The organism is Bifidobacterium rousetti (assembly GCF_008698235.1).
GTDB classification, from domain to species: Bacteria; Actinomycetota; Actinomycetes; order Actinomycetales; family Bifidobacteriaceae; genus Bifidobacterium; species Bifidobacterium rousetti.
In genome coordinates this window covers 1-25,044 of record NZ_PEBH01000017.1, presented here as the reverse complement: position 1 = coordinate 25,044, position 25,044 = coordinate 1, and the positions used below count along the sequence as shown (strand labels likewise).

At 59.3% G+C, this 25,044-nt stretch carries 26 protein-coding genes; 15 read left to right on the top strand and 11 right to left on the bottom strand.

The features are described 5' to 3' along the window. Positions 1-354: 354 nt before the first annotated feature. The 3 genes from CSQ85_RS12485 to CSQ85_RS12475 all read right to left on the bottom strand — a co-directional run bounded on the left by CSQ85_RS12485 (position 355) and on the right by CSQ85_RS12475 (position 2,551). The gene (locus CSQ85_RS12485) at positions 355-648 is read right to left on the bottom strand and encodes a hypothetical protein (protein ID WP_107042461.1); all 294 of its coding nucleotides are present in this window, start codon (positions 646-648) and stop codon (positions 355-357) included. A gap of 146 nt (positions 649-794) precedes the next feature. Next, on the bottom strand, positions 795-1,190 hold the full coding sequence (locus CSQ85_RS13470) for a hypothetical protein (protein WP_223846979.1): 396 nt from the start codon (positions 1,188-1,190) through the stop codon (positions 795-797). Positions 1,191-2,044: 854 nt separating this feature from the next. Continuing rightward, a complete protein-coding gene (locus tag CSQ85_RS12475) occupies positions 2,045-2,551 on the bottom strand; it encodes a hypothetical protein (protein WP_150384284.1) in 507 nt (168 codons plus the stop codon). Here CSQ85_RS12475 and CSQ85_RS12470 point away from each other — a divergent pair. After that, positions 2,550-2,957, top strand: coding sequence for a hypothetical protein (locus CSQ85_RS12470; RefSeq protein WP_150384283.1), 408 nt, complete (start codon positions 2,550-2,552; stop codon positions 2,955-2,957). The two genes, CSQ85_RS12475 and CSQ85_RS12470, sit on opposite strands and share 2 nt — an antisense overlap. A 653-nt stretch (positions 2,958-3,610) precedes the next feature. Here the strand turns inward: CSQ85_RS12470 and CSQ85_RS12465 are convergent. Both CSQ85_RS12465 and CSQ85_RS12460 read right to left on the bottom strand, forming a co-directional pair. Then, entirely contained in the window at positions 3,611-4,618 is a 1,008-nt protein-coding gene (locus CSQ85_RS12465) for a replication protein RepA (RefSeq protein WP_223846978.1), read from the bottom strand. A 232-nt stretch (positions 4,619-4,850) separates the two neighbouring features. Further along, positions 4,851-5,561 carry an NADPH-dependent F420 reductase gene (locus CSQ85_RS12460; protein ID WP_150384281.1) on the bottom strand — a complete coding sequence of 237 codons (711 nt, stop codon included), beginning with the start codon at positions 5,559-5,561 and terminating at the stop codon, positions 4,851-4,853. Positions 5,562-5,723: 162 nt separating this feature from the next. Between CSQ85_RS12460 and CSQ85_RS12455 the strand changes: the two genes are divergently transcribed. The 5 genes from CSQ85_RS12455 to CSQ85_RS12435 all read left to right on the top strand — a co-directional run bounded on the left by CSQ85_RS12455 (position 5,724) and on the right by CSQ85_RS12435 (position 11,470). Further along, the gene (locus CSQ85_RS12455) at positions 5,724-6,245 is read left to right on the top strand and encodes a PadR family transcriptional regulator (protein WP_107042465.1); all 522 of its coding nucleotides are present in this window, start codon (positions 5,724-5,726) and stop codon (positions 6,243-6,245) included. Positions 6,246-6,340: 95 nt separating this feature from the next. Further along, the gene (locus CSQ85_RS12450; protein ID WP_150384287.1) at positions 6,341-6,952 is read left to right on the top strand and encodes an endonuclease III domain-containing protein; all 612 of its coding nucleotides are present in this window, start codon (positions 6,341-6,343) and stop codon (positions 6,950-6,952) included. A 904-nt stretch (positions 6,953-7,856) separates the two neighbouring features. Next, the gene (locus CSQ85_RS12445) at positions 7,857-8,930 is read left to right on the top strand and encodes a replication protein RepA (RefSeq protein ID WP_190973042.1); all 1,074 of its coding nucleotides are present in this window, start codon (positions 7,857-7,859) and stop codon (positions 8,928-8,930) included. A gap of 321 nt (positions 8,931-9,251) precedes the next feature. Beyond that, positions 9,252-10,628, top strand: coding sequence for an MFS transporter (locus CSQ85_RS12440; protein ID WP_150384280.1), 1,377 nt, complete (start codon positions 9,252-9,254; stop codon positions 10,626-10,628). 368 nt (positions 10,629-10,996) lie between these two features. Next, a complete protein-coding gene (locus CSQ85_RS12435) occupies positions 10,997-11,470 on the top strand; it encodes a hypothetical protein (RefSeq protein WP_150384279.1) in 474 nt (157 codons plus the stop codon). 173 nt (positions 11,471-11,643) lie between these two features. Here the strand turns inward: CSQ85_RS12435 and CSQ85_RS12430 are convergent, their stop codons facing one another. The 4 genes from CSQ85_RS12430 to CSQ85_RS12415 all read right to left on the bottom strand — a co-directional run bounded on the left by CSQ85_RS12430 (position 11,644) and on the right by CSQ85_RS12415 (position 14,621). Further along, complete coding sequence (locus tag CSQ85_RS12430; RefSeq protein WP_140445843.1) at positions 11,644-11,964, bottom strand: transcriptional regulator; 321 nt, start codon at positions 11,962-11,964, stop codon at positions 11,644-11,646. After that, the gene (locus tag CSQ85_RS12425; RefSeq protein ID WP_150384278.1) at positions 11,964-12,566 is read right to left on the bottom strand and encodes a hypothetical protein; all 603 of its coding nucleotides are present in this window, start codon (positions 12,564-12,566) and stop codon (positions 11,964-11,966) included. Before CSQ85_RS12425 ends, CSQ85_RS12430 begins: the two co-directional genes overlap by 1 nt. A 154-nt stretch (positions 12,567-12,720) precedes the next feature. Further along, entirely contained in the window at positions 12,721-13,800 is a 1,080-nt protein-coding gene (locus CSQ85_RS12420; RefSeq protein WP_223846977.1) for a class C sortase, read from the bottom strand. A 239-nt stretch (positions 13,801-14,039) separates the two neighbouring features. Then, entirely contained in the window at positions 14,040-14,621 is a 582-nt protein-coding gene (locus CSQ85_RS12415; RefSeq protein ID WP_150384276.1) for a hypothetical protein, read from the bottom strand. Between the two features lie 176 nt (positions 14,622-14,797). Here CSQ85_RS12415 and CSQ85_RS12410 point away from each other — a divergent pair, with 176 nt between their 5' ends. Together CSQ85_RS12410 and CSQ85_RS12405 are read left to right on the top strand one after the other, a co-directional pair. Further along, complete coding sequence (locus CSQ85_RS12410) at positions 14,798-15,382, top strand: ParA family protein (protein ID WP_107042473.1); 585 nt, start codon at positions 14,798-14,800, stop codon at positions 15,380-15,382. Beyond that, the gene (locus tag CSQ85_RS12405; RefSeq protein WP_107042474.1) at positions 15,379-15,615 is read left to right on the top strand and encodes a hypothetical protein; all 237 of its coding nucleotides are present in this window, start codon (positions 15,379-15,381) and stop codon (positions 15,613-15,615) included. Before CSQ85_RS12410 ends, CSQ85_RS12405 begins: the two co-directional genes overlap by 4 nt. 151 nt (positions 15,616-15,766) lie before the next feature. Here the strand turns inward: CSQ85_RS12405 and CSQ85_RS13220 are convergent, their stop codons facing one another. Then, positions 15,767-15,925 carry a hypothetical protein gene (locus CSQ85_RS13220; RefSeq protein ID WP_156101988.1) on the bottom strand — a complete coding sequence of 53 codons (159 nt, stop codon included), beginning with the start codon at positions 15,923-15,925 and terminating at the stop codon, positions 15,767-15,769. Positions 15,926-16,386: 461 nt separating this feature from the next. On the opposite strand from CSQ85_RS13220, the gene CSQ85_RS12400 reads away from it, so the two are divergent. The 3 genes from CSQ85_RS12400 to CSQ85_RS12390 all read left to right on the top strand — a co-directional run bounded on the left by CSQ85_RS12400 (position 16,387) and on the right by CSQ85_RS12390 (position 19,879). Then, positions 16,387-17,559, top strand: coding sequence for an esterase/lipase family protein (locus CSQ85_RS12400; RefSeq protein WP_150384275.1), 1,173 nt, complete (start codon positions 16,387-16,389; stop codon positions 17,557-17,559). A 430-nt stretch (positions 17,560-17,989) separates the two neighbouring features. After that, positions 17,990-18,562 carry a recombinase family protein gene (locus tag CSQ85_RS12395; protein ID WP_150384274.1) on the top strand — a complete coding sequence of 191 codons (573 nt, stop codon included), beginning with the start codon at positions 17,990-17,992 and terminating at the stop codon, positions 18,560-18,562. 1,068 nt (positions 18,563-19,630) lie between these two features. Further along, positions 19,631-19,879: a mycoredoxin gene (locus tag CSQ85_RS12390; RefSeq protein ID WP_107042477.1), complete on the top strand. Its 249-nt coding sequence runs from the start codon at positions 19,631-19,633 to the stop codon at positions 19,877-19,879. A 188-nt stretch (positions 19,880-20,067) separates the two neighbouring features. Here the strand turns inward: CSQ85_RS12390 and CSQ85_RS12385 are convergent, their stop codons facing one another. Further along, on the bottom strand, positions 20,068-20,538 hold the full coding sequence (locus CSQ85_RS12385) for an Hsp20/alpha crystallin family protein (RefSeq protein WP_107042478.1): 471 nt from the start codon (positions 20,536-20,538) through the stop codon (positions 20,068-20,070). A gap of 931 nt (positions 20,539-21,469) precedes the next feature. Here CSQ85_RS12385 and CSQ85_RS12380 point away from each other — a divergent pair. From CSQ85_RS12380 to CSQ85_RS12365, 4 genes are all read left to right on the top strand, one after another. Continuing rightward, positions 21,470-21,904: a PadR family transcriptional regulator gene (locus CSQ85_RS12380; protein ID WP_150384273.1), complete on the top strand. Its 435-nt coding sequence runs from the start codon at positions 21,470-21,472 to the stop codon at positions 21,902-21,904. Positions 21,905-21,963: 59 nt separating this feature from the next. Then, the gene (locus CSQ85_RS12375) at positions 21,964-23,193 is read left to right on the top strand and encodes a hypothetical protein (RefSeq protein ID WP_150384272.1); all 1,230 of its coding nucleotides are present in this window, start codon (positions 21,964-21,966) and stop codon (positions 23,191-23,193) included. Positions 23,194-23,592: 399 nt separating this feature from the next. Beyond that, positions 23,593-24,075: a hypothetical protein gene (locus CSQ85_RS12370; RefSeq protein ID WP_150384271.1), complete on the top strand. Its 483-nt coding sequence runs from the start codon at positions 23,593-23,595 to the stop codon at positions 24,073-24,075. 173 nt (positions 24,076-24,248) lie between these two features. Next, positions 24,249-24,845 (top strand): sugar O-acetyltransferase, encoded by a 597-nt coding sequence (locus tag CSQ85_RS12365; protein ID WP_223846980.1) that lies wholly within the window; start codon positions 24,249-24,251, stop codon positions 24,843-24,845. Positions 24,846-25,044: the final 199 nt, after the last annotated feature.

Genomic DNA, 25,044 nt, shown 5'->3' with positions numbered 1-25,044 from the left:
GCCTGCAGCGGACTGGCAATCATTGACTATAAAGAAGTAGTACAAACACACTCTTGAGTTCTCAAACCACCACACACCAGCCCGAAAGGCTTAATCTAGGGGACCAACCCCCGTGCTGAGCAGCAAGAGATAAACTTACACCCGATGGCGTAATGATGCAAGCGAAAGGACGCAAAAACCTATGGAAACGGCTCTATAGAGCGGTTTCCACGGCGTGTCGCAACAGCCTTAATCGCTGGTAGTTACAGGCTAACGCATGCCGATGAAGGGAAAAGACCATCCGCCCGAAATTCGGGACACCGAATCATGAACGGATGGTGAATCGAAAACGGCATCGAACCGGGGTAGAACGGATCAGGTGAGGGCAACGACCACGATGGACGCGACGCAGAGCAACGCGGCGACCACCACGGTGCCGATCCACACCGGCGTCCGGTTGCGGTCGGAGATGAGCGAGCAGGCGGCGATGACGTCCAGCGCTAGACCGACGACGCCGAACACGGACACATCGTCCCACAGCGGCATCATCGCGAACACCGCGGCGATGACCGCAAGGACGATGCCCGCGATGGCGAATCCCCTGGTCATCTCGTTCGGACGTCGTTCCGGCTCGGAGGGCTCCATCTGCGGAACTTCCTGCATCGGCATGGGGTGCACGGGTTCCATGGGCAATGGCGCCCCCACAGGCACCTCAGGCTGAGGCTGATAGGCGGGTCCCACGGGGATGGGGCCCGCCGACCGCTGAGCCTGCGGTGGGATGTTCGGTACTGCGGGGCCCGCGGTGGGCGGTTCCATCACAGCAATCCAAGCGCCGATGTCGAGCCGCTCGACGAACCGATCGCGATCGCAGCCACGATGATCAGGATGATGTACAGGACGAAGAACACACCCCATACGATCACCGACACCAGCGCGCCCTTGCCGGCCCTATGCGCGTTCTTCGGCTGGGTGTCCTTCCAGACGAGCCACAGGATGAGGCCGACGACGGGGATGAAGAAGCCAAGCACGGCCCATCCGAACGAACCGGTGTCTGCGGGGTTGGCCTGCGGTGGGTACGGGGCGTATCCGGGCTGCTGCTGGTACTGGGGCGCGTATTGCGGCGCCTGCGGCTGATTCGGATACGCCTGCGGCTGGGCGGCGTTCGGAGCGTACTCCGGCTGCTGCTGCGGTTCCGGGTTGACGTTGGTCATCGTTATTCCCTTCTCACTTCGATGACGGAATCCTCCACTGGCGATTCCTCGGCCAGTCCTCACGACGCGTCTATGCGTCATGTGAACTCCCTATGCCCAATTGTACTTCCGGTTGCCATTCAGGCACAGGAGGACGCACGAAGACAGCGAAAACAAATCCACAACTCTTGAAGGCGAATGATGGGAGACATGTGGCATCAAGCGCAAGACGCAGGGAGGCATCCGAGATGAGTGTGTCCTGCATCGAAGATGCGCCCGGATGAGAAGTGTGAATGTGAATGGGGAGCGACTACATCAAAAGAAAAACTACGTCAAAAAACAAAACCGCATTAAGGGCATGAAGAGCATCGAGAAGGAATCCTGAGCGGAAACGTTGCTGAAGCGTGAAAGCGAAAAGATCGAAGCGATCGGCGATTTGCGGCAGTTGCGAAATGTGGATAACTCCGATTTTCGCAAATCGCTATAACAACTATAACACTATAACAACTATAACAACTATAAGCGGGCCCGAAAACCGTTGTGGCAGTAGGGCTGAGTGCGTGTCGCTCAATACGATAGTCCACTATTTTCAATACGATAGTCCACTATTTTCAATACGATAGTCCACTATTTTCAATACGATAGTCCACTATGCCAAGTTGCGAAAACTTGAGATTAATACGATAGTCCACTAAAAATCAATACGATAGTCCATCATTTTGGAGAGTTATCCACAGGTTTTGAGACAGTTTTGAGACACCTTGAGTCTCACAATACGGACAAAAAAGTGAGATTTTTGACCGCTTGCCCGGGCGTGTCGCGCACATGCGACGGACCGTTTTTGCGCTTTCGAAGCCAGCGTCGTTCCGTGGTTTTCAATACAAAAGTCCATCTTTTACTACGTTGTCATAAAAAATGACTACGTGCGATAATGGTGTCATGAGCATGACGATGAGGTCTGTCGGTTTTGGGTCCGGGATGCGTGCATGGGCCTCCCGAACGATTGGATCGCTTGCGGCTGCGGCCATGGGCGTCGCATGCGCGGCACTTACCGCCATCAACGAGCGGTTCACATGCGCCGCCCTGCATGGCTGGTCGCCTTCGGAAACTGGAACTGCGGAGTCGGCCGTACGGCAGTGCGCATCAGATCCATCGATCGTGTGGATACTGGCGATGGGGGCATTGGCGTTTGCGCTCATCGTCGTCGCCGACGCCTTGGTGGCGAGGTCGGCACGGAACCATTCCGGCCCGCGTTGGACATCCCGGCTGGTCAGCACGAACTGGACGCCGTTCCTGGTATACGGCACCGGCGTATGGGTCGCCCACAGCCTGGCATCCGGGGTGTGGTTCGGAATCGCGAATATATGGCTGATTCCCGCCATGGTTATCGCCGGCGCCATTGCCGTCTCGGCGAACACCATCGAGGGGATGTGCACGCTGCGGATCGATCGCGAGAACGGCATCGTCACGCCTGTCTCTCGTATCGGCCTTGACGCCGCGGTACGCAGCGTCATCCTGTGGATGGCTGCGATCGACATCGTGACCGCGATCCAGTTCGGTGATCTCGACCTGAATATCGTCGGGGCGGGTCCGCCGGTGCTTGTCCTGTGGGTTCCCGTGCTGGCGTGCTCCGCGATCGTGGTGCTCACTGTCCGTCGGCCCCGTCCGGCGCCGGACGGCTATGGCTGGGCGTTGGCCGCCCGGCATGTGATGGCCGTCGTGGTCGCGGTTTGCATGATCGTCGCGATCCATTCGGATACGGTGCGCGTCGAGGCGTTGCTGTCCTGACGGAGGTCGGACGATAGTCCACCAATTTGCGTTTTCCTGATGATACGGAGACCGCGAAACGGCTTGGATGACGGCATGCGACGAGGTGACGACGGCCGTAGTCGATTTGCCTCAAGCCGCCGTCACAGTGAAAGTGGTGGACCTTTGTATTATCTCCGCACGTCGGTTGCAGTACAACGTTTTTCGTTGCAATTCCAACGTTTTCAAGCATATGACTCGCATTGCCGAGCAAGTCGTATGGCATTACAAAGGTCCACCACAATGGCTGTGAGACGCCCTCCCAACAAAGGATCGCAGAGGTCGTCAGCCCCAAGACCCCGCGCTTCGGAGGGTCCATTCCAGTCGTTCGGCAGTCCGTGACAGGTCGTCAACGCCAAACAGGTGGACTATCGTACAAGGCCGTGTTTTCGTTGCGATTTCAACGAAAACACAGCGAAAACGCCACTGATCACGCCGTTTCGCAGGCCAAAAGACGCCGGAACGGCATGGTTCCGGAGCGCCTGCCGGCCAATACGATGGTCCACAATTTCGCCCGGAACGCCTGTTGTGAGGCCATACGCCGCAGGCGATTCCGGCCGGTCGCCGGACAGGGCGAACCAGAATGGCGAAATCGGCTATTTTCCGCCGTTTTCGGATGGACTATCGTATTGGTTCTAAGTTGGATTCGAAGCTGAATCCACCGCATCCAGCACATCTTGCGCTATGGCCTCATCCACATACTCGCCGTCGATCAGGTGACGTGCGGCGATGGCGGTCGGACTCGGGTGCAGGGTCACACCCTTCTCGTCGACGCTCACATGGACGGACGGGTATACGTCGCGCACCTTGGCCAACGCCTTGCGGAACTTCGCGCGGAAGTTCTGCTTGCTGCTGATGCTGTCGCCGAACCGTTCGTACAACCAGTCCCAGGTGACAGGAAGATCGTGACGGAGATTGCGCATGCTGCCGGTCAGCCACACATAGGTGTCGTACGGCAGCACGCTGCGGCCGGACAGGAGCAGCGAGCTCGCCCGCGTGTCAAACGGCGCCGATTCGCGCGCCAGACGCTCGTACACCTCCTTGGTGAGGACGAAGGCGCTGCCGGAGAACGCGGCGTTGGTGTCGCTCTCCTTGAATCGGACGGCCTCGACGATCGGCAGGCTGATCATGTCGTGCATCTTGCCGCCGGAGAAACCGGTGGTCTTGCGGATCGTGATGTGGCTGGACAGCAGCAGGCGAAGCTGCTCCTGGATCTTGTCGGCGGTCTTGCCTCCGCGCTGCAGGCCGAGCTCGTTGCACATCTGCCAGATCGACGGGATGGTGATGGTGCGGGTCTGCGGATCGACGTACTCGGTCTTCATCTTGCCTGCCGTGCGGATCTGCTTGGCGATCCACGCCATGATCAGTCGCGGATACTTGCCGTAGGGGAACTTGCGTTTGCGCTCCTCGGGGTCGATGCCGGCCTCGAGCACGTATTCGAGCGTGCCGTTGGTCTTGCTGACGAAGTCGGTGTCCGCCGACGGTTGGGTGGGCGGGAACAGCGTCGAGGTGAGAATCGAGTGGCCGTACCAGATCTCCTTGCTGTCCGGTTCGCGCCGTTCGATGTCCGCAAGGGTCTGGGGCCGTATCAGTGAGCGGCCCGGGCCTGCACTCTCCTCGATCGTCTTTCGCTTGTTCGCCATGCCCATAATCGTACAATCCGACGGAAGCGCCAACACGCAATAATTAATTAAATATATAAATAATTAATTATTTAATTAAATAATTAATGCAAGGCAAGGTGATGCGGCATCACCCTCAAAACGGCTTCATGACGCCGTTTTCATCACGCAAGAGACCCGTGCGATGGTTGTCGCACGGGTCTCACTGCAGGTCGACGGTCAGGAAAGGTTCCGAACGTCCGTCAGACATCGGCTACTTGACGACCTTGAAACCACCAGTCCACGGAGTCTGCTCGGTCACGCCGAGGATGATCTGCAGGGCGCCGTAACCCTCGAGGTACTGGGCGCGCTTCAAGGCGCCGGCATCCACGGTCTTGAGGCCCGCGGCCTCGACGAACGCCTTGACGGCGTTCTTGGCGTCCTCGTCGTCGCCCGCCAGCTGCACGACGGTCGGGGCGCCGTCGTTGACGCCGGTGGCCAGCGTCGCGGCGAACGTGGTGTTGAACGCCTTGACGATCTTGGATTGCGGCAGCTTGCCGGAGAGGTACTCGGCGGCGGAGGCGGCGCCCTCCGGCAGGGCGAGATCGAAGGTGGTGAAGTCGATCGGGTTGGACACGTCCACCACGGTCTTGCCGGTCAGCTGGTCAGCGTAGACGGAGACGACCTCGTCGTAGGCGGGGAACGGCAGGGCGAGGACGATGACATCGCCCGCGATCACGGCGTCACCGAACTTGCCGGCGGTCACGCCGTCGGCTGCTGCGGCCGCCTTGTCGGGATTGCGGTCGATGACCTGGACGGCGGCCCCGGACTTGACGGCGATGCCGGCGACAGCGGATCCGATGTTGCCCGCGCCGAAGATGGTGATGTTGCTCATGATTGCCTCCCTGTGGATGTTCCAATGCCGTGTGGCGTTCGTTTCGTGGCGTCGGCTCAGGGATCGTCCCGTCGCCTCCGCGTTAGTCATCACTATATGACTCCTTCCGAGATATTTCAGGCTGAGATATATCAACTAAATATATATCGCGGTGAAAAACCGTTGGAAAGTCGGCGTTTGCCGGCGATTCCCTTCGCTGTCGTCATCGGCGTGTTGGCCTGAGATATATCATTCTGAGGTATCATGTGTGGCATGAATATCGTGGAGATCATGACTTTGGGATTCCTGTCGGAGGAGCCGCTGTGCGGCTACCGACTGCGCAAGAAAATGGAGCAGCTGCAGGGGTATGCGCGCGCGTTCAGCGACGGCACGCTGCACTCCGTGACAGGCAAGTTCGTCAAGGCTGGCTATCTGGGCGAAAGCTTCAAGGTGGTCAACGGCCGTCGCCTGCGCGAGTTCCATCTGGAACAGGCCGGTCGCGACAAGCTGATCGACGAGCTCAGCAATGCGGACGGCTACATGCTCACCGACATCACCAAGTGGTCGGTCGTCATGTCATTCCTGTCCGTCATCCCGGACGAGGAGAAGCGGCGCGAGGTGCTGCGACGCAGACTCGCGGTGCTCGACGGGGACGCACGCCGCATGTACAGCGACGGCGAGGGCCCGATCGACAACGACAAGCTCACCGACAAATACCGCATCGCGATCACCGCCATCCATGACGCGGAGATCGAGGCGGAGCACAAGTGGCTGGAGAAGGAACTCGGCGAGTGACTCGACGTTCCGGTGTCGGCTACGCCGGTCGTGTCGACCGTCCATCGCGTGGCGGATGCCCTGGTCCCGAGGACATCGAGCGGCTGTACGAGACCATGGAACGCGAGATCGGACCCACGAACTGGTGGCCGGCCGAGACGCTGTTCGAGATCATGGTCGGAGCGGTCCTCACACAGAACACCGCATGGGGCAACGTCGACCGTTCACTCGCGGCGCTGAAGGCGGCCGATGCGCTCGAGCCGCATGCCATCGTCGCTTTGGAGGCCGAGGAACTGCAGGAACTCGTACGCCCATCCGGGTTCTACCGGAACAAGGCGCGCACGCTGCAGTCGCTGAGCCAGTGGTACATCGAACGCTGCGGCGCCGATCCGGCCGGCGCCGCGAACATGACGGATGACGAACTGCGCTCCGAACTGCTGTCGTTGTTCGGCATTGGCGGCGAGACCGCCGATGACCTGGTGCTGTATGTGTTCTCCCGTCGCACGTTCGTCGCGGACACCTACGCGCGACGCCTGTTCGCGTTCCTTGGGTTTGATGTGCCGGCCGGATACCCGGCGTTCCACCGGTCGTACGCGCCGGCGGTGCTCGCCACCGGTCTCGACGTTGATCAACTCAAGGAACTCCACGGCCTCATCGACGAGTTCGGCAAGGCCTACCGCAGCGACGACGACAGGGCCGGTTCGTTCCTTGCCGACTGGCCGCGTTGACGGTTCTCCCTTTTGGGACAAGGTTCCGCCTGATTGCCGTCCGCTTCTCCTTCATCTTGACCTTGTCCTTCCGTTCTCATGAACTGAGGTAAGGTCGAAAACGTTGATTTCAAGCCGATTCCGCGGGAGCTGCACAGTGGAGACGCCTTGATGGAGAATCTGCCGATCGTGATCGAGTGAGGTTTCCCCTTTGGGACAAGGTTCCGACCTGTTGCAAAGTAAGATGCGCTACAAGCCGTTGAGAAACAAGGCGTTCATCGTGCTCGAAAGGCGCGAATGACAATGCTAGCTCTAGTCCTTGTCCCCTTTTGCGATCAAGGGCAAGATTCTCCCCTTTGGGACAAGGTTCCGCCTAAAACCGTTGGAAGAGTGAGATCTGTTAGACGTTGCGCACCTAAAGCCCCATTCTTGTACCTAAGGCATGCTGTCTGCGTTCAAACCAACTTTCCACACGCGTAAAAACATTCAATATCAATATATATGTCTAATATCCATTGCGGTGGAGCGACGTGCGCTAGTGGGGAAAGGCGTGTCATTTAGGTGCGCTGTCCGGCTATATATCTGTATATAGGTATACAGGGTATACCCGCTTAGGCCTACTGTCATAAGGGCTAAAGCGATGTTCGTGTCCCTAAAGCCCCTCATTTTGTCCTCAAAGCCCCTCATCTTGTCCCTAAAGCCCCTCATTTGTCCCCAAAGTACACACTTCGAGGCGTGCTTTAGCACCTAAATGACACGCTGCAGTGTTTCCCGGTAATGAAGAGCTGCAAGGGCTTCAAAGTCATCGGTGTGTACTTTAGGGACGTGTGCTACTTTGTCCCTAAAGTACACACGTACTTAATGAAAACCCTCGCGCTGCGCCAACAGCCGAGGGGCGGAAACCACTAGCAGAAGTAGTGATTACATGGATAATTCTAAACAGCTGACTGTTCCGGATAACGAACCGTGGATGTCGCACGCCTTCATTTCGAGGGTGGCGGCTCAGGTCTCTTTGCCGTATCGCCGTCAGGATGCCAAGGAGATCATCAAACGCAATGGAACGCTTGAAGTGCGTTTCGCCACTACGTCGGATTGCCTTCCATACGGGAAGTATCCGCGTCTTTTCGAGTTGTGGGCTTGCACGATGATCAAATCTGAAAACGACTGTTGGAATCCTGAAACGCGCAGATTGAGTCTGGGAAGTACTTTTCGAGACTTTCTTCGTTTGCTGAATATCGAGGTGGGAGGAAGACAGCTCAGAACCATCAAACCACAGTTGGAGCGATTGTTCCGCTGTGTGTACAGCGTTGTCAATCTGACGGATCCTTCAAAAACTGACTTGGTCAATTTTGTCGTGGCTCCGAAGGTCCATATTGAGTGGCTAAGTGAGGGTCACAATCTAGGCCGTGGCGTCGCGGCTGACAATTGGGTGATCCTGTCTAAGGAATACGTGCAGATGCTACGGGACAATCCGGTGCCTGTTGATCTGCGCGCTGTCGCTCAGCTCAGAAGTCCAATGTCGATCGACATCTACTGGTGGTTGACGAAACGTTATTACGGTATGCACAGCCGTTCGAATATTAGTTGGCAACAGTTGTATGACCAGTTTGGCAGTAACTGTCGAATGGCGAAGTTTAAGGAAAATTTCAAAGAGGCTGTTGCAGAAGTTCAGGGAGTGTATTCGTCTGCGCGTATCACCTGCGGCAAGGATTACGTGACATTGTGGCCGTCGCCAACTGCGGTTCCTACTGTCGCTCAAATCAAGAGACGTCAAGGGATGATGTCGACCAGGTCGTCCATGAAGAACGGTGATGGGTCGCATTGGATCAATATCGCTGGATGGGGTTCAGTGTGGATGACGACTGAGGCCTTTGAGGTCGATGTTGCGCGCGAACACCTTGATGGAACCATCTCCGAAAAGACTTGTCCTGTATGTATTTTCGATGAACGGAACATCGAGATGCATGGGCGGAATGCTCTGTCGTCTGATGCTGACTAAGCGTTATGTGCTCCATTGAATCGCGGAATAGATAGTGATGCAATCGACGATTGCAGCAGGTGGCGCTTGGATTCCATCTGACGCTCGCCTGACCTCCGTTTGGCGGTATCATTGAACGTACGAGCGATGCGTGACGGACATCGAAATCCGTTGTCGCATTGAGGACACCGTTGTCGAACAAAAGGAACTCGCATGTACGTCGTTCTGGAATCCTTCGCATACGACTAAGGCCGGAGGATCACACATCCTCCGTTCTTCACGTCGCGACCTGACCTAGGTCGCGCGATACGTCGTCATGCCAAATTCCCGAACGCTGCCTCCATGAACGATCCGGCACGACCGACCACATCCGGTCGCGTTGAGATCGGCTTATGGCGGCTTGATCATGAAACGAGTTTCATCATGAACACCGATATTCGCTCCTCTGTCCATTCTGGTTCCTCCCTATGGAGGATCGCTGCCTACCGCAATTGGTTCCTGGCCGACACGTCAGACGTATTCGCAGTCAGTCTGCGCACATTCGTCGTCCCGCTGATCGGACTGGCGCTGTCGCACTCCACATTCATCGCAGGATTGCTCGTCACTCTCGAATCGGTCATAGGTCTGGCGCTGATGTCCGTCGGTGGCGCGATCGCCGATCGTCATGATCGTCGGAGGCTGATGGTTCTGCTTGGTCTCATCGGTTTGCTGCTGTCCCTGACGGCGACTGGTCTGCTTGCCGCGGGGATGATGAATACGGTCACGTTCGCGTTGATCGTCATCATCTTCGCCGTCATGAACGGGATGCTGGGGCCGTCCAACGACGCGATGCTCAAGTCGATCGTGCCAATGGAACGCTTCGCCAAGGCTCAGGCGATACGTGAGGCACGTGAATCCTGTGTCGAGCTGTCCGGCGGTGCTGTAGGAGGACTGCTCTACCGCCTTTCCACCTGGTTTCCGTTCCTTGTTTCCGCGGCGCTCTATCTGGTCGCGGCCGTCACGGCGATGGTGCTGCCGAAACCGAGCGCGAAGGCGCAGGATGACGTGTCTGATGAGTCCTCTTCGCATGCGAAGGCTGGCCAGAATGAGGGGTTCCTCGTTCAGTTCGTCGAAGGATGGCGATGGACACTGACCAGACGCACGATCCTTGCGGCCATCGTCCAAGGCACAGTGATCAACATCGCCTGCTACGGCAGCATCGTCGGTGTGCAGATCATGCTCGCGGCACGCGGGACGGATCCGGTACTCATTGGTCTGGTAAGCACGGCCACAGGCGTCGCGGCGCTGATCGGTTCTCTTGCAGCGGGCTGGCTGGTCGATCACATCCCAACCGGCAAGCTCATCATTCTCACCTTCGCTGTGTTCTCCGTCGCCATGATCCCACTTCTTTTCGCTGATTCGTATGGCGCGATAGTCGCGTGCATGGTTGTTGCATCGCTGTTGTTCCCATCCATGAATGCCGGAGAACTCGGTTTCATTTACGGGCGCACTCCGGATCATATGCAGGGTCGGGTGTCCACCGTGTTCGAAACCACGGTCGGCGTGCCTGGCGCCATGACTCCGGCGCTGGTCGGATGGATGCTGCAGACGCATTGGCTGGGATTCCGCGCCGTCATGGTACTTGTGGTCACATGCGCCTTCATCGGCCTAGTCCTGGCCTGCTTCACTTCGACGAGGAACATCCCGCTGCCAGCGCAGTGGGAACAGGTCGAGTTGTAGGTGGGCTGCGCCCTCTCCGAGACATGGATGGCCACATTACAGTGGACGCGATTGGAATTGCGTCCACTTTTCTTCCCAATTGTCCACTTTAATCAGATGACGATTGTGTTCGCGCCTGCTGACAGTAGGGCTTTCGTGGGTTTGCTGCATCTAAGGCTCTTGCCTCAGGGGGGGCGGATTTACAATAGGATCATCATGGGGACCGCGCAATGGAGCGCGGTCGAGGCAGAGCGAAGTGGGTGAGGATCATGGGAGGCAATGGGGCGTCACATGGCGGTGCGCGCGGCGGCGGTATTCGCGGGAGCCGGCGGAACGGACATCGCCCGTGGGCGGTCGCTGGAGTGGTGCTGCTGGTTGTCGTCATATGCGTGACGGTGGTATGGGCATGGCGCCGCATCAATGCCGACGCCGTACTCGGCGCCTACGAGCTGCCTGCGCAGAGTGCCCGACGATACACGTTCGAGGACATGACCGACATGGTCGCAGACTGCAACGATCCGGATGATTCCTCCGAGTCAAAGGCCGCGTTCCAGATAGCGCCCGAGAGCTCAGCGGGCGCTGCGAGCGAGAACGAGCATCCGCCGAAGGACATCTACCTCGTCGTCCCCGCCGACGACGGCAAGGATCCGATGCGCTTCGAAGGATTCCGATGCATGGCCGAGGCGCTCGGCATGCCGGACGAAACACAACGTGACCTCATCGCGCAGTCGAAACCCTTCACCGAGGAAGCCGGGGCGATGCCGATGGAATGGAACGACCTGGGTTTCCAGGGCTGGCACCCCAACGACGGTACATTCCGGTTGCGCATCACTTGGTACGATCCCGCAGCCTCGGAGGAATGACCGTCGCGCGCGACAGATACGGCTAGAGAGTTGGCGGTATCTCTAAGGCCGTATCGCATGTCTTTTGGATAGGTTTGTGGTAAATAATTAATTATTTAAATATTTAATTAATTAAATACCGCAAACCGGAAATGGAAAGACGGTCGGGTGTCAGCCGGACGGGTGATCCGGTGCTACAGCATGGTGCCGTTGGCGATGGCCTGGAGCGCCGCGAGGTGCGCTTCGAGCGCCTGGCGGCCCTGCGGGGTGAGGGCCGCCCAGGTGACCCGATGCCGGTTGGTGTCTCCGGGGAGCTTGTAGACGTCGATGTAGTTGCTCTCGGCCAGTGCGTTGAGATGGCGCGAGCACATGGAGTCGCTCAATCCGAGGGCGTCGCGGATGTCGGCGAAGCACATCTCCTTGACCGGGGAGAGCATGCCGCAGATCCGCAGGCGCGTGGGCTCGTGGATGACGGGGTCGAATCGTGGGGTGACAGTGTCTTTCTTCGTGATCATCACCTGCAGCGTTTGAGGGTATGGACGAAATACCGATCATATCCGTAGTCCCAGAGTCCGCAGATGACTCCCATCGCGACGGCGACGAGCATCGGCCCCTCAGGAAGTACGGACTGGGATGGCAGGAGCCATATGGTCGCCGCGAACGCGAGGACCATCACGACGGCCTGAGCGATCACCGATATTTTCATGACCGTATTGCGGGGCCGGAGGCCTCCCAGGGTGATGTCGAATGTGAACTCCGGTCCGATCTGCTGCTTGCGCCATTTCGACAGCGCGTTGCTCACGTGAGCCAACGTCAGGAAGGCTGCCATGATCAACGCAGACAATATTATTTGGTGCAGATATGCGCTGAGCTCAGGGCCTTGAATGGGTTCCTGTGTGAAGAGGATGCCCGTCATCAGATATATGGCGCCGTTGATTGCGCCTCCGACCGGATACCACCAGCTTGGTGCCATCAGGCGGTCGGACAAGTCGCCGCGATCGTGGGTGGTCTGGTTCGGCGTCGCCGCGTCTGCGGTGGTGCTGACGGCGGTGGCCTGCTTCGGGTTCGGCTCCAAGGACTGGAGCGACGGCAGTGGGATCTGGGTTGCGGTGGTCATGGCCTGCTCCGTTCCTGTCGCGGCTTGCGTGACGCTCGCCCTTTCGTTGCGACTGTCGGTGGATGTGTTGACAGGGCCATCATAACATTTTACTTGCATGCAAGTCAAGTGTTTTCGTGCGTTGAATCAGCGGATCCCTATCGATCCGCTCGATTCACGGACGGAGTGTTGCGTGACGGATGGACAGCGGGAACGCGGCCACGCGGCGGCGACGCAGCTTGATGACGGCGAATCCCGCGACCAGCACTCCGGTGGTCGTGCCGATCGCGATGTTGCGGGCGTCATGCAGATCGCTCGGCTCCGGCGCCGGAACCGGAATCGCCACGCGGTGTCCGGAGACGAGCAGTCGATGCGTGTTCACACCGTACGGCGTGCAGGTCATCAGCGTGACACGATCCTCGCCGGGGACGATCCGCAACTGCGATGTATCGTCCGGCAGAATCACCGAGATGCGGTCGACCTTGTATCCGAGCGTCTGACCCATCACCTCTATATAGAAGAAGTCTCCCTTCCTGACCTCGTCGAGACGTGTGAACATCATCGCCTCGACCAGACCGCGGTGACCGGTGATGACCGAATGCGTCGACTTGCCTCCGACCGGCAGCGACGTGCCGTACAGATGACCGGCGCCGGCCGCCAGCGCCTCCTCGGACGTGCCGTGGTAGATCGGCAGGTCGATCGACTGCTTCGGCACCTTGATCGCGCCCATCACCTCGTTTCCGGCATCGAGCAGCCGCTGATAGGCCTTGTCCTTCGCCGAGGCGGTGTCCTTGCCGCTGGCGTGGGATCCGCCCTGCGCGTCGGTGAACGGGTCGATCGCCTCGCCGAGCACCGGCTGGCCCGACTTCGCGAGCTTCTCGTTGTACTCATGGGCCGCCTTGAGCTCGTCATCAGCCTTCGGGTATGGCCATCCGGCGACCTGGCTGGCGCTTGTCGCGGTGGTCTTGGCCAGCTCCATGCCGGACCTGAACTGCATGGCGAGCGGGAACCCGGCCACGCAGGCCGCCGCGAGGATCAGCAGCACGGTGACGATGCGCATCACGACGAGATTGCGGGAGAGGCGTCTGCGCTCCTCGGTGATGTCCGAGACGTCGATCGCCTCGGCGAACGGCTTTGGCTCGGGGGCGGGGTCGTTTGATGCGGAATCGTTCTGCTGGGCAATGCCTGCACGAAGAGGACGATGCGGTTCGTGACGGCCTGCCGCATGTCGCGCCTGATTGCGTGCAGTCCTCATCGACCTGAAGCCTCCCATCGCATGGTCATTCCAACGCCAACCATCGTACCGCCGTGTCCGGGAGCCGGCGGTGGCGGCTTCGGCATGTGGTAAAACGATAATTAATTAATTAATTAATTAATTAATTACCGAAATAACACGTGCACATCCCCGTCGGCGTGAAACCGGGCGGGGACGCGCGAGAGACGGGGAATCAGGCGGAGGCGAGGTGTCGGCGCGTATGGCGGTGACGCCGACCGTCACCGACCGCGCTTGACGGTGTGGACAAGATAGCGGTCGTACCCGTAATCCCACACCGCAATGACGACGCCGATCACGACGGAGAGGAACAGCGGGTCGGGAATGAGCGTGGGGTTGAACAGCGCGGCCCACAGGATGAACACGACCACCGCCGTCAGAACGATCAACTGTCCGATCATCACCGCCCACATGATCGCGTTGCGTGGGCGCAACCCTCCCATGAACGTGCTGTAGTCCGAACCGATCTGCCGCTTGCGCCAGTTATTCAGCACGGTGACCACATAGATCAACGCCACAAACGCCACCATGGCGGACCCCCATCGCAGGAAGAACTGGGGGCGGGGCAGCGACAGGGCCTGCACGCTCATGAAGCTCCAGACAAGGCAGGTCGTACCGGCGAGCACCCCATTGACCAGATACCACCACTTGGGCGCCATCAGACGGTCGACCGCGTCATCGCGATCATGCGAGATCTGGCTCAGCGCCGCTGCGGCCTCGGCCGGGCTGATGGGCGAGGAAGGCGTCGGCGCCTGGTGCTGCGACCGGTCCGTCTGTTGCGGGGTCTGGTGTGCGGTGGTCATGGTCGTCTCCACTCCGTTTGCGGTTGTCGGTGGATGTCCCGACGGGACGATCATAACATTTTACTTGCATGCAAGTCAAGTATTTTCGTTCGTGGTTCCGTCCGCCGTTTGATCGGCCGCGCTGTGTTATTCTGGTAATTAATTAAATAATTAATTAATTATTGAAAGGGGCGTCCGTGAAGATCACCATCGCGAATGCCAAGGGCGGGGTGGCCAAGACCACCACGGCCATCTACCTCGCCGCGGCGGCCACCATGCGAGGGCTCGACGCCAGGGTGCTCGACGCCGATCCGCAATCGTCCGCAAGCCTGTGGGCCGACCTCGCCGACGACAACCACGACCCGCTGCCCTTCGACGTCGCGCCGGCGAACCTGTCGACGCTCGGCCGAATCAGGCCCGATGCCGGCGAATGGTGTTTCGTCGACGCGCCTCCGTCTGGCCGTGTGCTCGAGAAGGCGATCGAGGTGGCCGACTTCGTCATCGTCCCGACGTCGGACTCCCCGATCGATCTGCAGCAGGCATGGGCGACGCTGCAGGCGGTCGACGGCAAGGTGCCGGCGGCGGCGCTGCTCGTGCGCGCCGAGATCGGCACCACCGCGTTCAAGGACACGATGGCTGCACTCGAGAACAACGACACCCCTCGGTTCGAAGCCGTGGTGCACAAGCGTCAGGAGATCAAGAAGTCCCTGGGCTGGAATCCCACCAAACTGTACGAATACGGTGACGTGCTCACCGAGCTCATCAAGGAGGTCAATCAGTGAAAGGCAACATGAAGGCGTACAAGCCGGCGTCCGAGGATCGCGAGATCAAGGAGATCCAGGACGTGTTCCGCAAGGACGACGCCCCAACCGACGATGAGAACCCGTTGGTCATGACCTCCATCCGTCTGCACGCCAAGACCCGCGCCGCCGCCAAGGTGTACGCGATTGAGCATGGCATGAAGATGCAGGAGGTCATCGAGAACGCGCTCTCCAAGTACATCGGCGAGCGGTGATGCCGGTGGAATCGTGGTATTTCGGTAATTAATTAAATATTTATTTAATTAATTATGTAGGCCGGCCGCGGATCAGGGATCCGTGCCGGCCTTTTTGCATGAACAGAGGTGTGCGTGAGGCGTTTTGTCGTAGCGCTGCCGCAATACCGAACTACCGTAGATCGTCGTGATGCTGGTATGAGGCGATCGGCCCGTCCGACGACTTCCATCCGTCGTCGCCGTGATACGCATCGGGCATGGACGCGGAGGTCCTCACCTCGGTCTTCAGCAGATACGCCTCGGCGAAATCCAATGTCGTGAACACCATCATGAACCTCCTTTACGTGAGTCATTCCCCTACCGCCGTACGCGATGGCGGCGCAACGGCGGCCCCTCCGTCATTGAGGACCATGTAAGCACGGGGCTTCGGTCGCCACAAGAGGCGGCGCATACGAAGATGCTATGGCCTGTTCAAGGCGGGGGCGATGACTTATGAGTACTGACGAGTATGGCGTGCGAGCCTGCGCGGCCGATCGGCTTCAGGTGGACGTTTCCTTTGATTCCGGTAACGGTACGGTGTGCGGTAATTATTTAATTAAATAAATAAATATTTAATTAAATAATTACCGCACTGGGACATCGTGCCGTCGTACGGGCGACGGGCGGAGGGCGTGGGTTCGGCCGCATATCAATCAACCGGACAACGCCAGCGCTCCTACACTTGGGAATCGGGAACGGTCGGATGATTGGAGGACGGTCATGAACGTGCAATCCCCTTCCCCCTCATTTCGGATGCCCGGAAGGCTGCGGGCGCTGAACATCGGAGTCTGGCTGCTGCGGGTCTTCTGGTGGACGACGCTGATCGCGACCGTCGGGCTGGTCGCCGCGGCGTTCGCGATGATCCCGCACGACTGGCCGGCGTGGGCCGCTATCGTGCTGTCCGTGATCGTCGTGGAATCGATCGTCTTCTGGATCGGCATCGTCACCGTCTATCTGACCAGCGTCCAGCTGGGGCTGAAGATCCGGGTCATCGGCGTCATCTGCGGGTGGATACCCATCGCGAACCTCGTCGCGCTGCGGCTAATCATCCGCACCTGCCGTGAGGAGGTCCGGTTCGAGGGCGACAAGGAACGGCTCGACGCCTCCCGCGCGGCCTATCGTGTGTGCGCCACCCGATACCCGATCCTGCTGGTGCACGGCGTCTTCTTCCGAGACTCGAAGGTGCTCAACTACTGGGGTCGCGTCCCCGGCGAACTGGAGCGCAACGGCGCGACCGTATATTACGGAGGCCATCAGTCGGCCGCGTCGGTCGAGGACGCCGGTCGGGAGCTCGCCGCGCGCATCCGCCGGATCGCCGACGAGACCGGGTGCGGGAAGGTGAACGTCATCGCCCACTCCAAGGGCGGACTGGACATGCGTTGGGCGATCGCGCGCGAGGGGGTCGGCGGGCTCGTCGCATCGCTGACCACCATCAACACCCCTCATCGTGGTTGCGGGTTCGCCGACTACCTGCTCTCCAAGGTTCCGGACGGCGCGAGGCGCCGGGTCGAGGCCACGTACAACGCGGCCGCCGCCAGGCTCGGCGACCCGAACCCGGACTTCATGGCCGCGGTGCGAGATCTCACGCAGGCCGGATGCGCGCGCATCAACCGCGAGATCGGGCTGGGGTCGTTCCCAGGCATCGTCTGCCGCAGCGTGGGATCGCGCCTGCTGCATGCCACCACAGGCAAGTTCCCGCTGAACTTCACCTATCCGCTGGTCAAATGGTTCGACGGCCCCAACGACGGACTCGTCTCCCGGCCGTCGTTCCCGTGGGGCGACGACTTCGTCTGGGTCGAGCCGACCGGGAACCGCGGCATCTCCCACGCGGACATGATCGACCTGGACCGCGAGAACATCCCCGGATTCGACGTGCGCGAGTTCTACGTGGGGATGGTCGCGGACCTGAAGCGTCGCGGATTGTGATTCGCCGGTCGCCCGCGAGCCGGTTGCCTGATGTCCTGATGCACGGGGAAACGAAAAGCCCGGCCGGTGGGCCGGGCTTTCAAGGAAAAGAAAGGAGAGAGAAGAAAGAAGGGATTCAGTTATCGCGGTCTGTTGTGGCCGTGATTCATATATAACCGCATGATGTTCAACGCATCATGGGTGCAGTCTGAAAGTTTCTTGAGAATCTACGTTCCTGGCTTGGTTTCCGGCTCGACATGATGCCATGCCGGCGGTCATGTGGAAGGTCAATGATTCCCGTCGACGATTCCCGAAAACGGTCGTTTTCGATACGATTTCGGAGCTGCATCGCGATGTCGCCGAAACGCCGTGTGAAGGATTCTCAAAACCCGTCCCAAAATCAATGTCCCAAAACTCATCGAACTTGTCGGGTTATGGTACGTTCGGTGGCATGGAAAAGCGATTCGGATATGCCAGGGTGAGCACCGCGGGCCAGAGCGCGGATCTGCAGATCGACGCGCTCGAACAGGCCGGGTGTGATCGGATCTTCATCGACACCGCATCGGGCGCGAAGGCTCATCGCCCGGAACTCGACCACATGATCGAACTGCTGCGCGAGGGGGACGTGGTCGTCGTCTGGCGGCTGGACCGTCTGGGTCGTAGCGTGCAGAACCTCGTCGAGATGATGAACCGGTTCCAGGGGCTGGGCGTCGGGTTCGTGAGCCTGACCGAGGCGATCGACACGACCACGCCGGGCGGCATGCTCACGTTCAACATCTTCGCCGCGCTGTCGCAGTTCGAGCGTGATCTGATCCGCGAGAGGACACAGGCCGGTCTTGAGGCGGCCCGTGCGCGCGGCCGCACCGGCGGCCGTCCGGCGAAGCTTGACGAAAAGAGGATCGACGAGATCCACCGTCTGTACGATTCGAAGACGCTGACCGTCAGGCAGATCGCGGAGCTGATGCACGTCAGCCGATCCACCGTCTACCGGCTGCTGGAGGAGCGACGTCCCGCGAAATCGTGACACTTTTACGCACCTTCGTGCTGGCATGACACTTTTACGCACTTTTGCTTGCTGATCTGGATGGTGGTCTCGCATACCTGTATTAGTAACTGTATATACCTGTTATATCTGGCACTTTGGTGTTACCGTTAACACCGTTGCGCCGCAAGCGTTTTGCGCTGATATGCGTCATGACACTTTTACGCACTTTTTGTGACACTTTTACACACCAGAGTGTCTAATAAAAGGATAAGGAGGCCGCTCTCGGTCTCTTGGCCAAGCGAAAGTCTTGTACGGCAGACATTCATATCCACGCCTGTGCTTGCCTTGGCGCCGCAGCTGTTGCAATCAAGCGGAAGATGGTCGTTGTATAAGCGGAAGTGTGTAAAAGTGTCATGGTCGAATGAGCTGGAGGGGATCGGCCCAGTGCGCGGAAGCAAATGCGTGTGCAAGAAGTGCAACAGCCAACGACTAACGACCAACGGCGCAGGTGCAGGTGCAGTAGCTGGAACGTGAGTTGCAGACCGGCGGAACCACGTTGGAACCTCGAATCGTGTCTGTGATTGAGGGAGAGAGAGTAGGGAGCGGAGCGAACGAGCCCTTGCGAGGAAGGCAAGAGCTCGCGAAGTGAATGATCACTCGATGGACTGTGACGTCGGTCGGTCGATCGGTCGCCTCGCTTCACTTGGTGGGTGCCATTACCAGTTTTTTGTCTTTTTCCCACGACGGCGGCAAGTCCCCGCGGAGCGTCTTGTGTGAGATGTCGGCCAGCCCGTTTATGCCATCTGCTGTCCGCGAGGTCTGTTGGGGATGCTCTACAACGAGCGACACCGCCGAGCTCGGCGCGTGTTTATTGGACGACGCGACGGTGGACCCGAGGGGGCGGATTTTCGTGGCGGACTGGCCCAAACACTCCACGGTCACGAGCACGTATTACCAGTACGTGGTACACTCGCTGTGTATGAATTTTCTTTGGCCTCGACTTTACCAGAGTCGGGGCCGTTTCTTATATGTAGCGTGTTGATCGTGTTCCCGCGCATCTGACGGGAGCGACCGGCTTATGCAATCGTCAAGGAAAGGAGCTCGGGCATGGCCATCGAAGTGTATGGAGCGGATTGGTGCGGCGACTGCAAGCGCGCGAAGGCGGCGTTGCAGGAGTTCGGCGCCGAATACGTCTGGCATGATCTGGAGAGCGAGGATGGCGCCGCAGACAAGGCGGTGGCGATCAGCGGGCAGATGCACATCCCAGTCGTCCTCTACCCCGACGGCGCGTTCCAGGTCGAGCCGTCGTCGACCGACATCAGGAACAAGCTCGGCGAGCTGGGACTGCTCAAGTAGCCGTGCAGTTGCATTGAAACGACGACAAACGAAAGGCGCCCTCACGACTTGTCGGGAAGTCGTGAGGGCGCCTTTCAGGCTAGGCTTTGTTTCCCGTCGTCCGTCGACTCAATCCGGTCGGGACGTATAGACGGTCGGCGTGCCTGTGCGGTCTGCGCGAGTCGATGCCGCGTCTGCCGCGTCGAGGGTCAGCCCTCGATGGCGATCTGGTGCTTGGACTCGACCTGCGGGGCGGCCTGCATCTTCGGAACCTGAATGCACAGCGTGCCGTTGTTGTACGAGGCGTGGATGTCGGATTCCTTGACCTGGTCGCCGACGTAGAAGCTACGAGAGCAGGAGCCCGCGTAGCGTTCGCGACGCAGCCACTTGCCGTTCTCGGACTGGGCGTCGTCGCTCTTGTCCTCATGCTCGCCGCTGCGGGTGGCGGACACGGTCAGGTAGCCGTTGTTGAGCTCGAGGTTGATGTCTTCCTTCTTCATGCCGGGCATGTCGATGTCGACGTCGTAGCCCTTGTCGGTCTCGCGAACGTCGGTGGACATCATGTTGGCGGGCATGACGGCGCTCATGCCGCTGTCCGTGTTGCGCCAACCCTCGAAGAACGGGTCGTCGAACAGATCAGAGAACATCGTGTCATTCATCAAAGCCGGAAACATTGCCATAATCGGTACTCCTTGACTAGGAGGGAACGCGGCTTGGCTACCGTCGCGCCCCGCGCCGCCTGCCGTGGTGGCGTTCGCGCGATGGATATCGTGGCCGGTTCCGGAACCTCTCCCGAGGCTCTCACCTTCGCCTTTCACTTCCCTCAATTCCCGCGGCGGGGAATCATTCCGGTGTTTTACCCACGGTGAACATCGGCGGGGAATCGCGGAGATTCACCGGGATTCGGCCGGAGGAAACGCTGGATAGCAGCCGAGGTGGCTGTCAGGATAGTGGTCGGGGCAACGAGAAAGCCCGGCTGATCGGGCCGGGCTTCAAGGAGAGAGGAAGAAGAAAGGATTTGGGTTCGCGCTCTGGTCATCACCGCCTTTTCGTTGTCGTTCGTGGTCGTTGGTTCATATATAACCTCGTGAACTTCAACGGATCGTCCGTGCGGGCTGCGAATCGCATGGGAATGCGGTTCCGGAATCATGGGAGCCTGGTATGGGGCCATCAGAGGTGCGTCAAAGGTGCGCGAAACGAGATGAGCCCGGCGGATTGGGCCGGGCTCATCTCGGAGAGAGGAAGAAGAGAAGAAGAAAGGTTCAGTTATCACCGCCTGTGTGGCTGTGATTCCATATAACCGCATCGTGTTCAACGCCCCATGCGTGATTCCTGAGAGTTTCTTGGAAACGGTGTGCCGTTCGTGTGCATGCGACTTCGCCGGCTGCGTCGGGATCGCAGGAGCGTCTATGGGAAGTCGCACTATCGTACGGCAAGAACATGGATCAATTGTTTGAGGCCATGTACCGGATCGCATGCTGGGAGGCCGACGGAGCACAAGTCAATGGAATAAACGCAGTGACCGGCAGACCTGTCGCACCGCCGCAGAGGTAACGTTTCCAGTCACTAGACTTTCCCAATCCTATCTAGATATGCAATATACTTAGATATATGAATGATGTAATCGACAGTCAGGAAGCGCACTGGCCGGCATTGTGGGTCCGCGCCGCGATGCGTACGGCGATCCTCTCATGTCTGGAATCCGGGCCACTGCATGGCTATGCGATCTCGCTGGCGCTTGAGGGAATCGGATTCGGTCGTCCGAAAGGCGGCTCCCTGTATCCGATACTCGAGGAGCTTAAAAGCTGCGGTGCGGTCGTTGACGACTGGGAAACCGGCGACGGAGGCCCTGGACGCCGCGTCTACCGGATCACCGAAGCCGGAACGGACAGGTTGGCCAGGGAACGCATGCAGTGGCGGTCGCTGGCCGAAGCCCTCTCGGGCGGTGATGCCGGCAGTTCGTCGGCACTGGTGCCGGAGAGCGGCGCAGTCAAGGATGACGCCAAGGAACCGGAATCGAATTCCACCGCTGAAATCCACGGATGACGACTGACAAGCTGGGGCGTCCATTGAACGTCCATTGATCGGATCACTAGGGGGAAGTGATGGATGAGCGGCAATCGCTGGAGGACGTATTCGAGGCGTATCGACGCGAGCGAGGACTCGAAAGCGACGAGGAATGGGCCGAACGTGTCGCTTGGCTCCTGACCGACGAGCATCATGTGCGGGATGACCATGTGCGTATGGCTCTGCTCGAAGGTCTGTCCGATCTGCGCAATGCATGCCGGGACGATTGGCGGTCATATGGCCATATCGAGTCGGGGCAGGGGGACGCGGATGCGGCAGACGCTACCGGCACCGATGCCAGTGCGCTGCTGGGTACGCCGGAGGAATGGGCTAACCGGCGCGTTGAGCAGTGGCGTGAGGATGGCGTTGACGCCTTCGAATACGAGCGTCCGATGTCCGTCCGCGACGTGGTCGTCTACGGTTTCGGATCTGGCGCAGTACTTGCGATGCTGTTCTGGATCACGATGCTGTTTCGCGTCAGAAGCTGGAATCTGGGTGTGATCCTGCCGTTGCTCTGGTCATCGGACATGGGGATCGAACGAACCGGAACAGGAATCGCCGAGGGAATGATTCCATGGTCCGCTCCGCTCGCCCCATGGCTGATCGTGGTCGTGACATTGTCCGTGGGCAGCGTGTATCGGCGGGTCATTGCGGCGCGTTCATTCGCGGTCGCGGTCGGCGCCGCGGCGACGGTAGGAGTGACTGGTGTCGTGCTGATCGCAGCACTGATCGGTGTGTCCGCGAACGGCGGGCATGGCGTCGGTGTGGGGTGGATGCTCACTGCCGCCGTGGTGTATGGCATCGCGGCATATGCGACGGGACGTGTATGGCGGGATGCGGAACCATCCGACGAAACGACCGCGGATTCCCTTCTGATGGATGACGACAAATGGATCGACGAAACCGCACGTCTGCTACGGGCCCGCAACGACATGACCGACGCCGACGTGGAACGCATCTGTTCGCAGGCGCGCAGCCATGCCAACGACAGTGGCGCGACGCTGCCGGAGGAATTCGGGTCGCCTGCAGAATACGCGAACCGTCTCAGTCCGACCGGAGGCGCCGAGCGTCGCCTGACCGTGTACTGGGCGTTCGCCGCAATCGCATGCGCGATCGGCGCCGCATGGATGTTCATCACGGAAGGAGGTATCCCGTGGTCGACGGCGATCCTGTGCCTCTGCTTCGTCGTGTCCTCCGCATTCGCCTTCATCGCATGGCGCCGGATCCGAAGGCGTCATCGGCATGACAGAGGACATGCAGACGCATAACGCACGAAGTCATAAAAGATCGTTCGACACACTGTTGAATGATATTGATCTTGTGAACATCCGCGCATACTAAAGTCGGCTACCACAGGTAGCGGGAGACGAGGAGCACTACATAAATGCACCTTGCCGAGCATGCCGATGAATAGAGCGCATACAGCGCACACTATGACATCCAAGCTGAAGAACAGGCGAGGCACGTAACGTGCGAATACTCAATTCAGATACTACAAAAGCACCGTCCGTCGGACACCGACTATCGAATACACATCACCGCACAATGAGGGCGCACCATTCGCGTCTCCTTTCAGCGACGACCAATGGAAAGGTAGAATGAGACATAGCAGGAGGTTCCGTCGCAACGGTGCACGGGGCCGAGCAGCGACCCGCCGGAGGTGGATCATGAACACTCGCACATACAGCTGGAATGTCCGATCGGACGTAAGCGTGATCCTGATCGGCATCGTGTACGCTCTGTTTCTGGGCTCGATATTGGCGGGCATCTTCGTCAACGGCGAATATGCCATGCTCGCCGCGTTGATGATCAACTTCTTCATCCCGCCGATGCTGCTGATTGCCAACGGCGTGTATGCGTCACGGTCCGAAGCCCGCAGGCACCCTTGGCGTGCGGCGTTGTTTCCTCTGGCATGTTCCCTTGTTTCGATCCCGCTACTCACGGCCCTGATCATGCCGTACCGGGGAACATGCTCATCTGGAGAGTCGTGCACGGCGATCAGCGGAGACTGGTATATCTCCTGGACATCGCTTGATCAGGTTGGATGGTTCGTCATGGTGTTCTCCATCGCGTCGTTCCTTGGACTCGGCGTCGTACTGGCGGCCGGGTACGTCATCTCCTACGCGCGGGCGCGTTTGCGGACCGCATAGCACGATGGGGCGATGAGGATTGCCGCTTTAGGCTGCTGTCCTGACGTTGTCGTTGAACGACGGATATGCCGGATATCATGAATACGGTCTCCGTCATGGACGTCGGAGCCGACCGCAAAACCGACTGGCTGACAGGAGCAGACATGGCCGAGCCTCAGCAGGTATTCGACATCATGCACTCCCCGGGAGTGTATTTCTGGGACGAGGGGACGATGGGAGCCGCCCAGCGCAGACAGCGTGACCTGCTGTATGACATCAACGCCCTGCGCGCCGACGATCCCAAGCGCGAGAAGCTGCTGAAGTCCTATTTCGGTTCGATGGGCGAAGGCGTATGGGTCGAACCCCCGCTGCATGCGAACTGGGGCTGCTCGACGCACTTGGGCGACCACGTGTATGTGAACTTCAACCTCACACTCGTCGACGACGGCGAGATCTTCATCGGCGACCACACGATGCTCGGACCGAACGTCACGCTTGTGACGACCGGCCACCCGATCGCCCCGGATCTCCGCCGCAGAGTCGCGCCCGCCCAGTTCTCCGAACCGATCCACATCGGCAGCAATGTGTGGATCGGAGCCAACGTGACCGTACTACCCGGCGTCACCATCGGCGACAATTCCGTCATCGGCGCGTGCAGTCTGGTCACGAGGGACATCCCAGCCGACTCGGTGGCCTTCGGATCGCCGTGCCGGGTCGTGCGCGAGATCAATGACCATGATCGCGAATTCTATTGGCGGGATCGGCGTATCGAGGACGACATCCGGTCCTGATACGCGAATGGCCCGTGACCGCTTGAGAGCGATCACGGGCCATTCCTTTGTTCTGAGTGTGTTTGCTGTGATATGGGTCGGGCCCCGGGAGCTGTTGCTCGACCGGGGCCCAACTAGGTTTGGTAGCGGCGACGTGCTACTCTCCCACATCCTCTCGGGTGCAGTACCATCGCCGTGCAAGGCCTTAGCTTCCGGGTTC

Coding starts and splice junctions, on each gene's coding strand:
- CSQ85_RS12465 (WP_223846978.1), bottom strand. CDS start 4,618: ATGGCGAACAAGCGAAAGACGATCGAGGAGAGTGCAGGCCCGGGCCGC.
- CSQ85_RS12430 (WP_140445843.1), bottom strand. CDS start 11,964: ATGATCACGAAGAAAGACACTGTCACCCCACGATTCGACCCCGTCATC.
- CSQ85_RS12440 (WP_150384280.1), top strand. CDS start 9,252: ATGAACGATCCGGCACGACCGACCACATCCGGTCGCGTTGAGATCGGC.
- CSQ85_RS12425 (WP_150384278.1), bottom strand. CDS start 12,566: ATGACCACCGCAACCCAGATCCCACTGCCGTCGCTCCAGTCCTTGGAG.
- CSQ85_RS12390 (WP_107042477.1), top strand. CDS start 19,631: ATGGCCATCGAAGTGTATGGAGCGGATTGGTGCGGCGACTGCAAGCGC.
- CSQ85_RS12395 (WP_150384274.1), top strand. CDS start 17,990: ATGGAAAAGCGATTCGGATATGCCAGGGTGAGCACCGCGGGCCAGAGC.
- CSQ85_RS12455 (WP_107042465.1), top strand. CDS start 5,724: ATGAATATCGTGGAGATCATGACTTTGGGATTCCTGTCGGAGGAGCCG.
- CSQ85_RS12400 (WP_150384275.1), top strand. CDS start 16,387: ATGCCCGGAAGGCTGCGGGCGCTGAACATCGGAGTCTGGCTGCTGCGG.
- CSQ85_RS12475 (WP_150384284.1), bottom strand. CDS start 2,551: ATGGCGGGAATCAGCCATATATTCGCGATTCCGAACCACACCCCGGAT.
- CSQ85_RS12420 (WP_223846977.1), bottom strand. CDS start 13,800: ATGAGGACTGCACGCAATCAGGCGCGACATGCGGCAGGCCGTCACGAA.
- CSQ85_RS12380 (WP_150384273.1), top strand. CDS start 21,470: ATGAATGATGTAATCGACAGTCAGGAAGCGCACTGGCCGGCATTGTGG.
- CSQ85_RS13470 (WP_223846979.1), bottom strand. CDS start 1,190: ATGACCAACGTCAACCCGGAACCGCAGCAGCAGCCGGAGTACGCTCCG.
- CSQ85_RS12415 (WP_150384276.1), bottom strand. CDS start 14,621: ATGACCACCGCACACCAGACCCCGCAACAGACGGACCGGTCGCAGCAC.
- CSQ85_RS12460 (WP_150384281.1), bottom strand. CDS start 5,561: ATGACTAACGCGGAGGCGACGGGACGATCCCTGAGCCGACGCCACGAA.
- CSQ85_RS12485 (WP_107042461.1), bottom strand. CDS start 648: ATGCCGATGCAGGAAGTTCCGCAGATGGAGCCCTCCGAGCCGGAACGA.
- CSQ85_RS12375 (WP_150384272.1), top strand. CDS start 21,964: ATGGATGAGCGGCAATCGCTGGAGGACGTATTCGAGGCGTATCGACGC.
- CSQ85_RS13220 (WP_156101988.1), bottom strand. CDS start 15,925: ATGATGGTGTTCACGACATTGGATTTCGCCGAGGCGTATCTGCTGAAG.
- CSQ85_RS12445 (WP_190973042.1), top strand. CDS start 7,857: ATGGATAATTCTAAACAGCTGACTGTTCCGGATAACGAACCGTGGATG.
- CSQ85_RS12470 (WP_150384283.1), top strand. CDS start 2,550: ATGGTTATCGCCGGCGCCATTGCCGTCTCGGCGAACACCATCGAGGGG.
- CSQ85_RS12450 (WP_150384287.1), top strand. CDS start 6,341: ATGGAACGCGAGATCGGACCCACGAACTGGTGGCCGGCCGAGACGCTG.
- CSQ85_RS12385 (WP_107042478.1), bottom strand. CDS start 20,538: ATGGCAATGTTTCCGGCTTTGATGAATGACACGATGTTCTCTGATCTG.
- CSQ85_RS12365 (WP_223846980.1), top strand. CDS start 24,249: ATGCACTCCCCGGGAGTGTATTTCTGGGACGAGGGGACGATGGGAGCC.
- CSQ85_RS12370 (WP_150384271.1), top strand. CDS start 23,593: ATGAACACTCGCACATACAGCTGGAATGTCCGATCGGACGTAAGCGTG.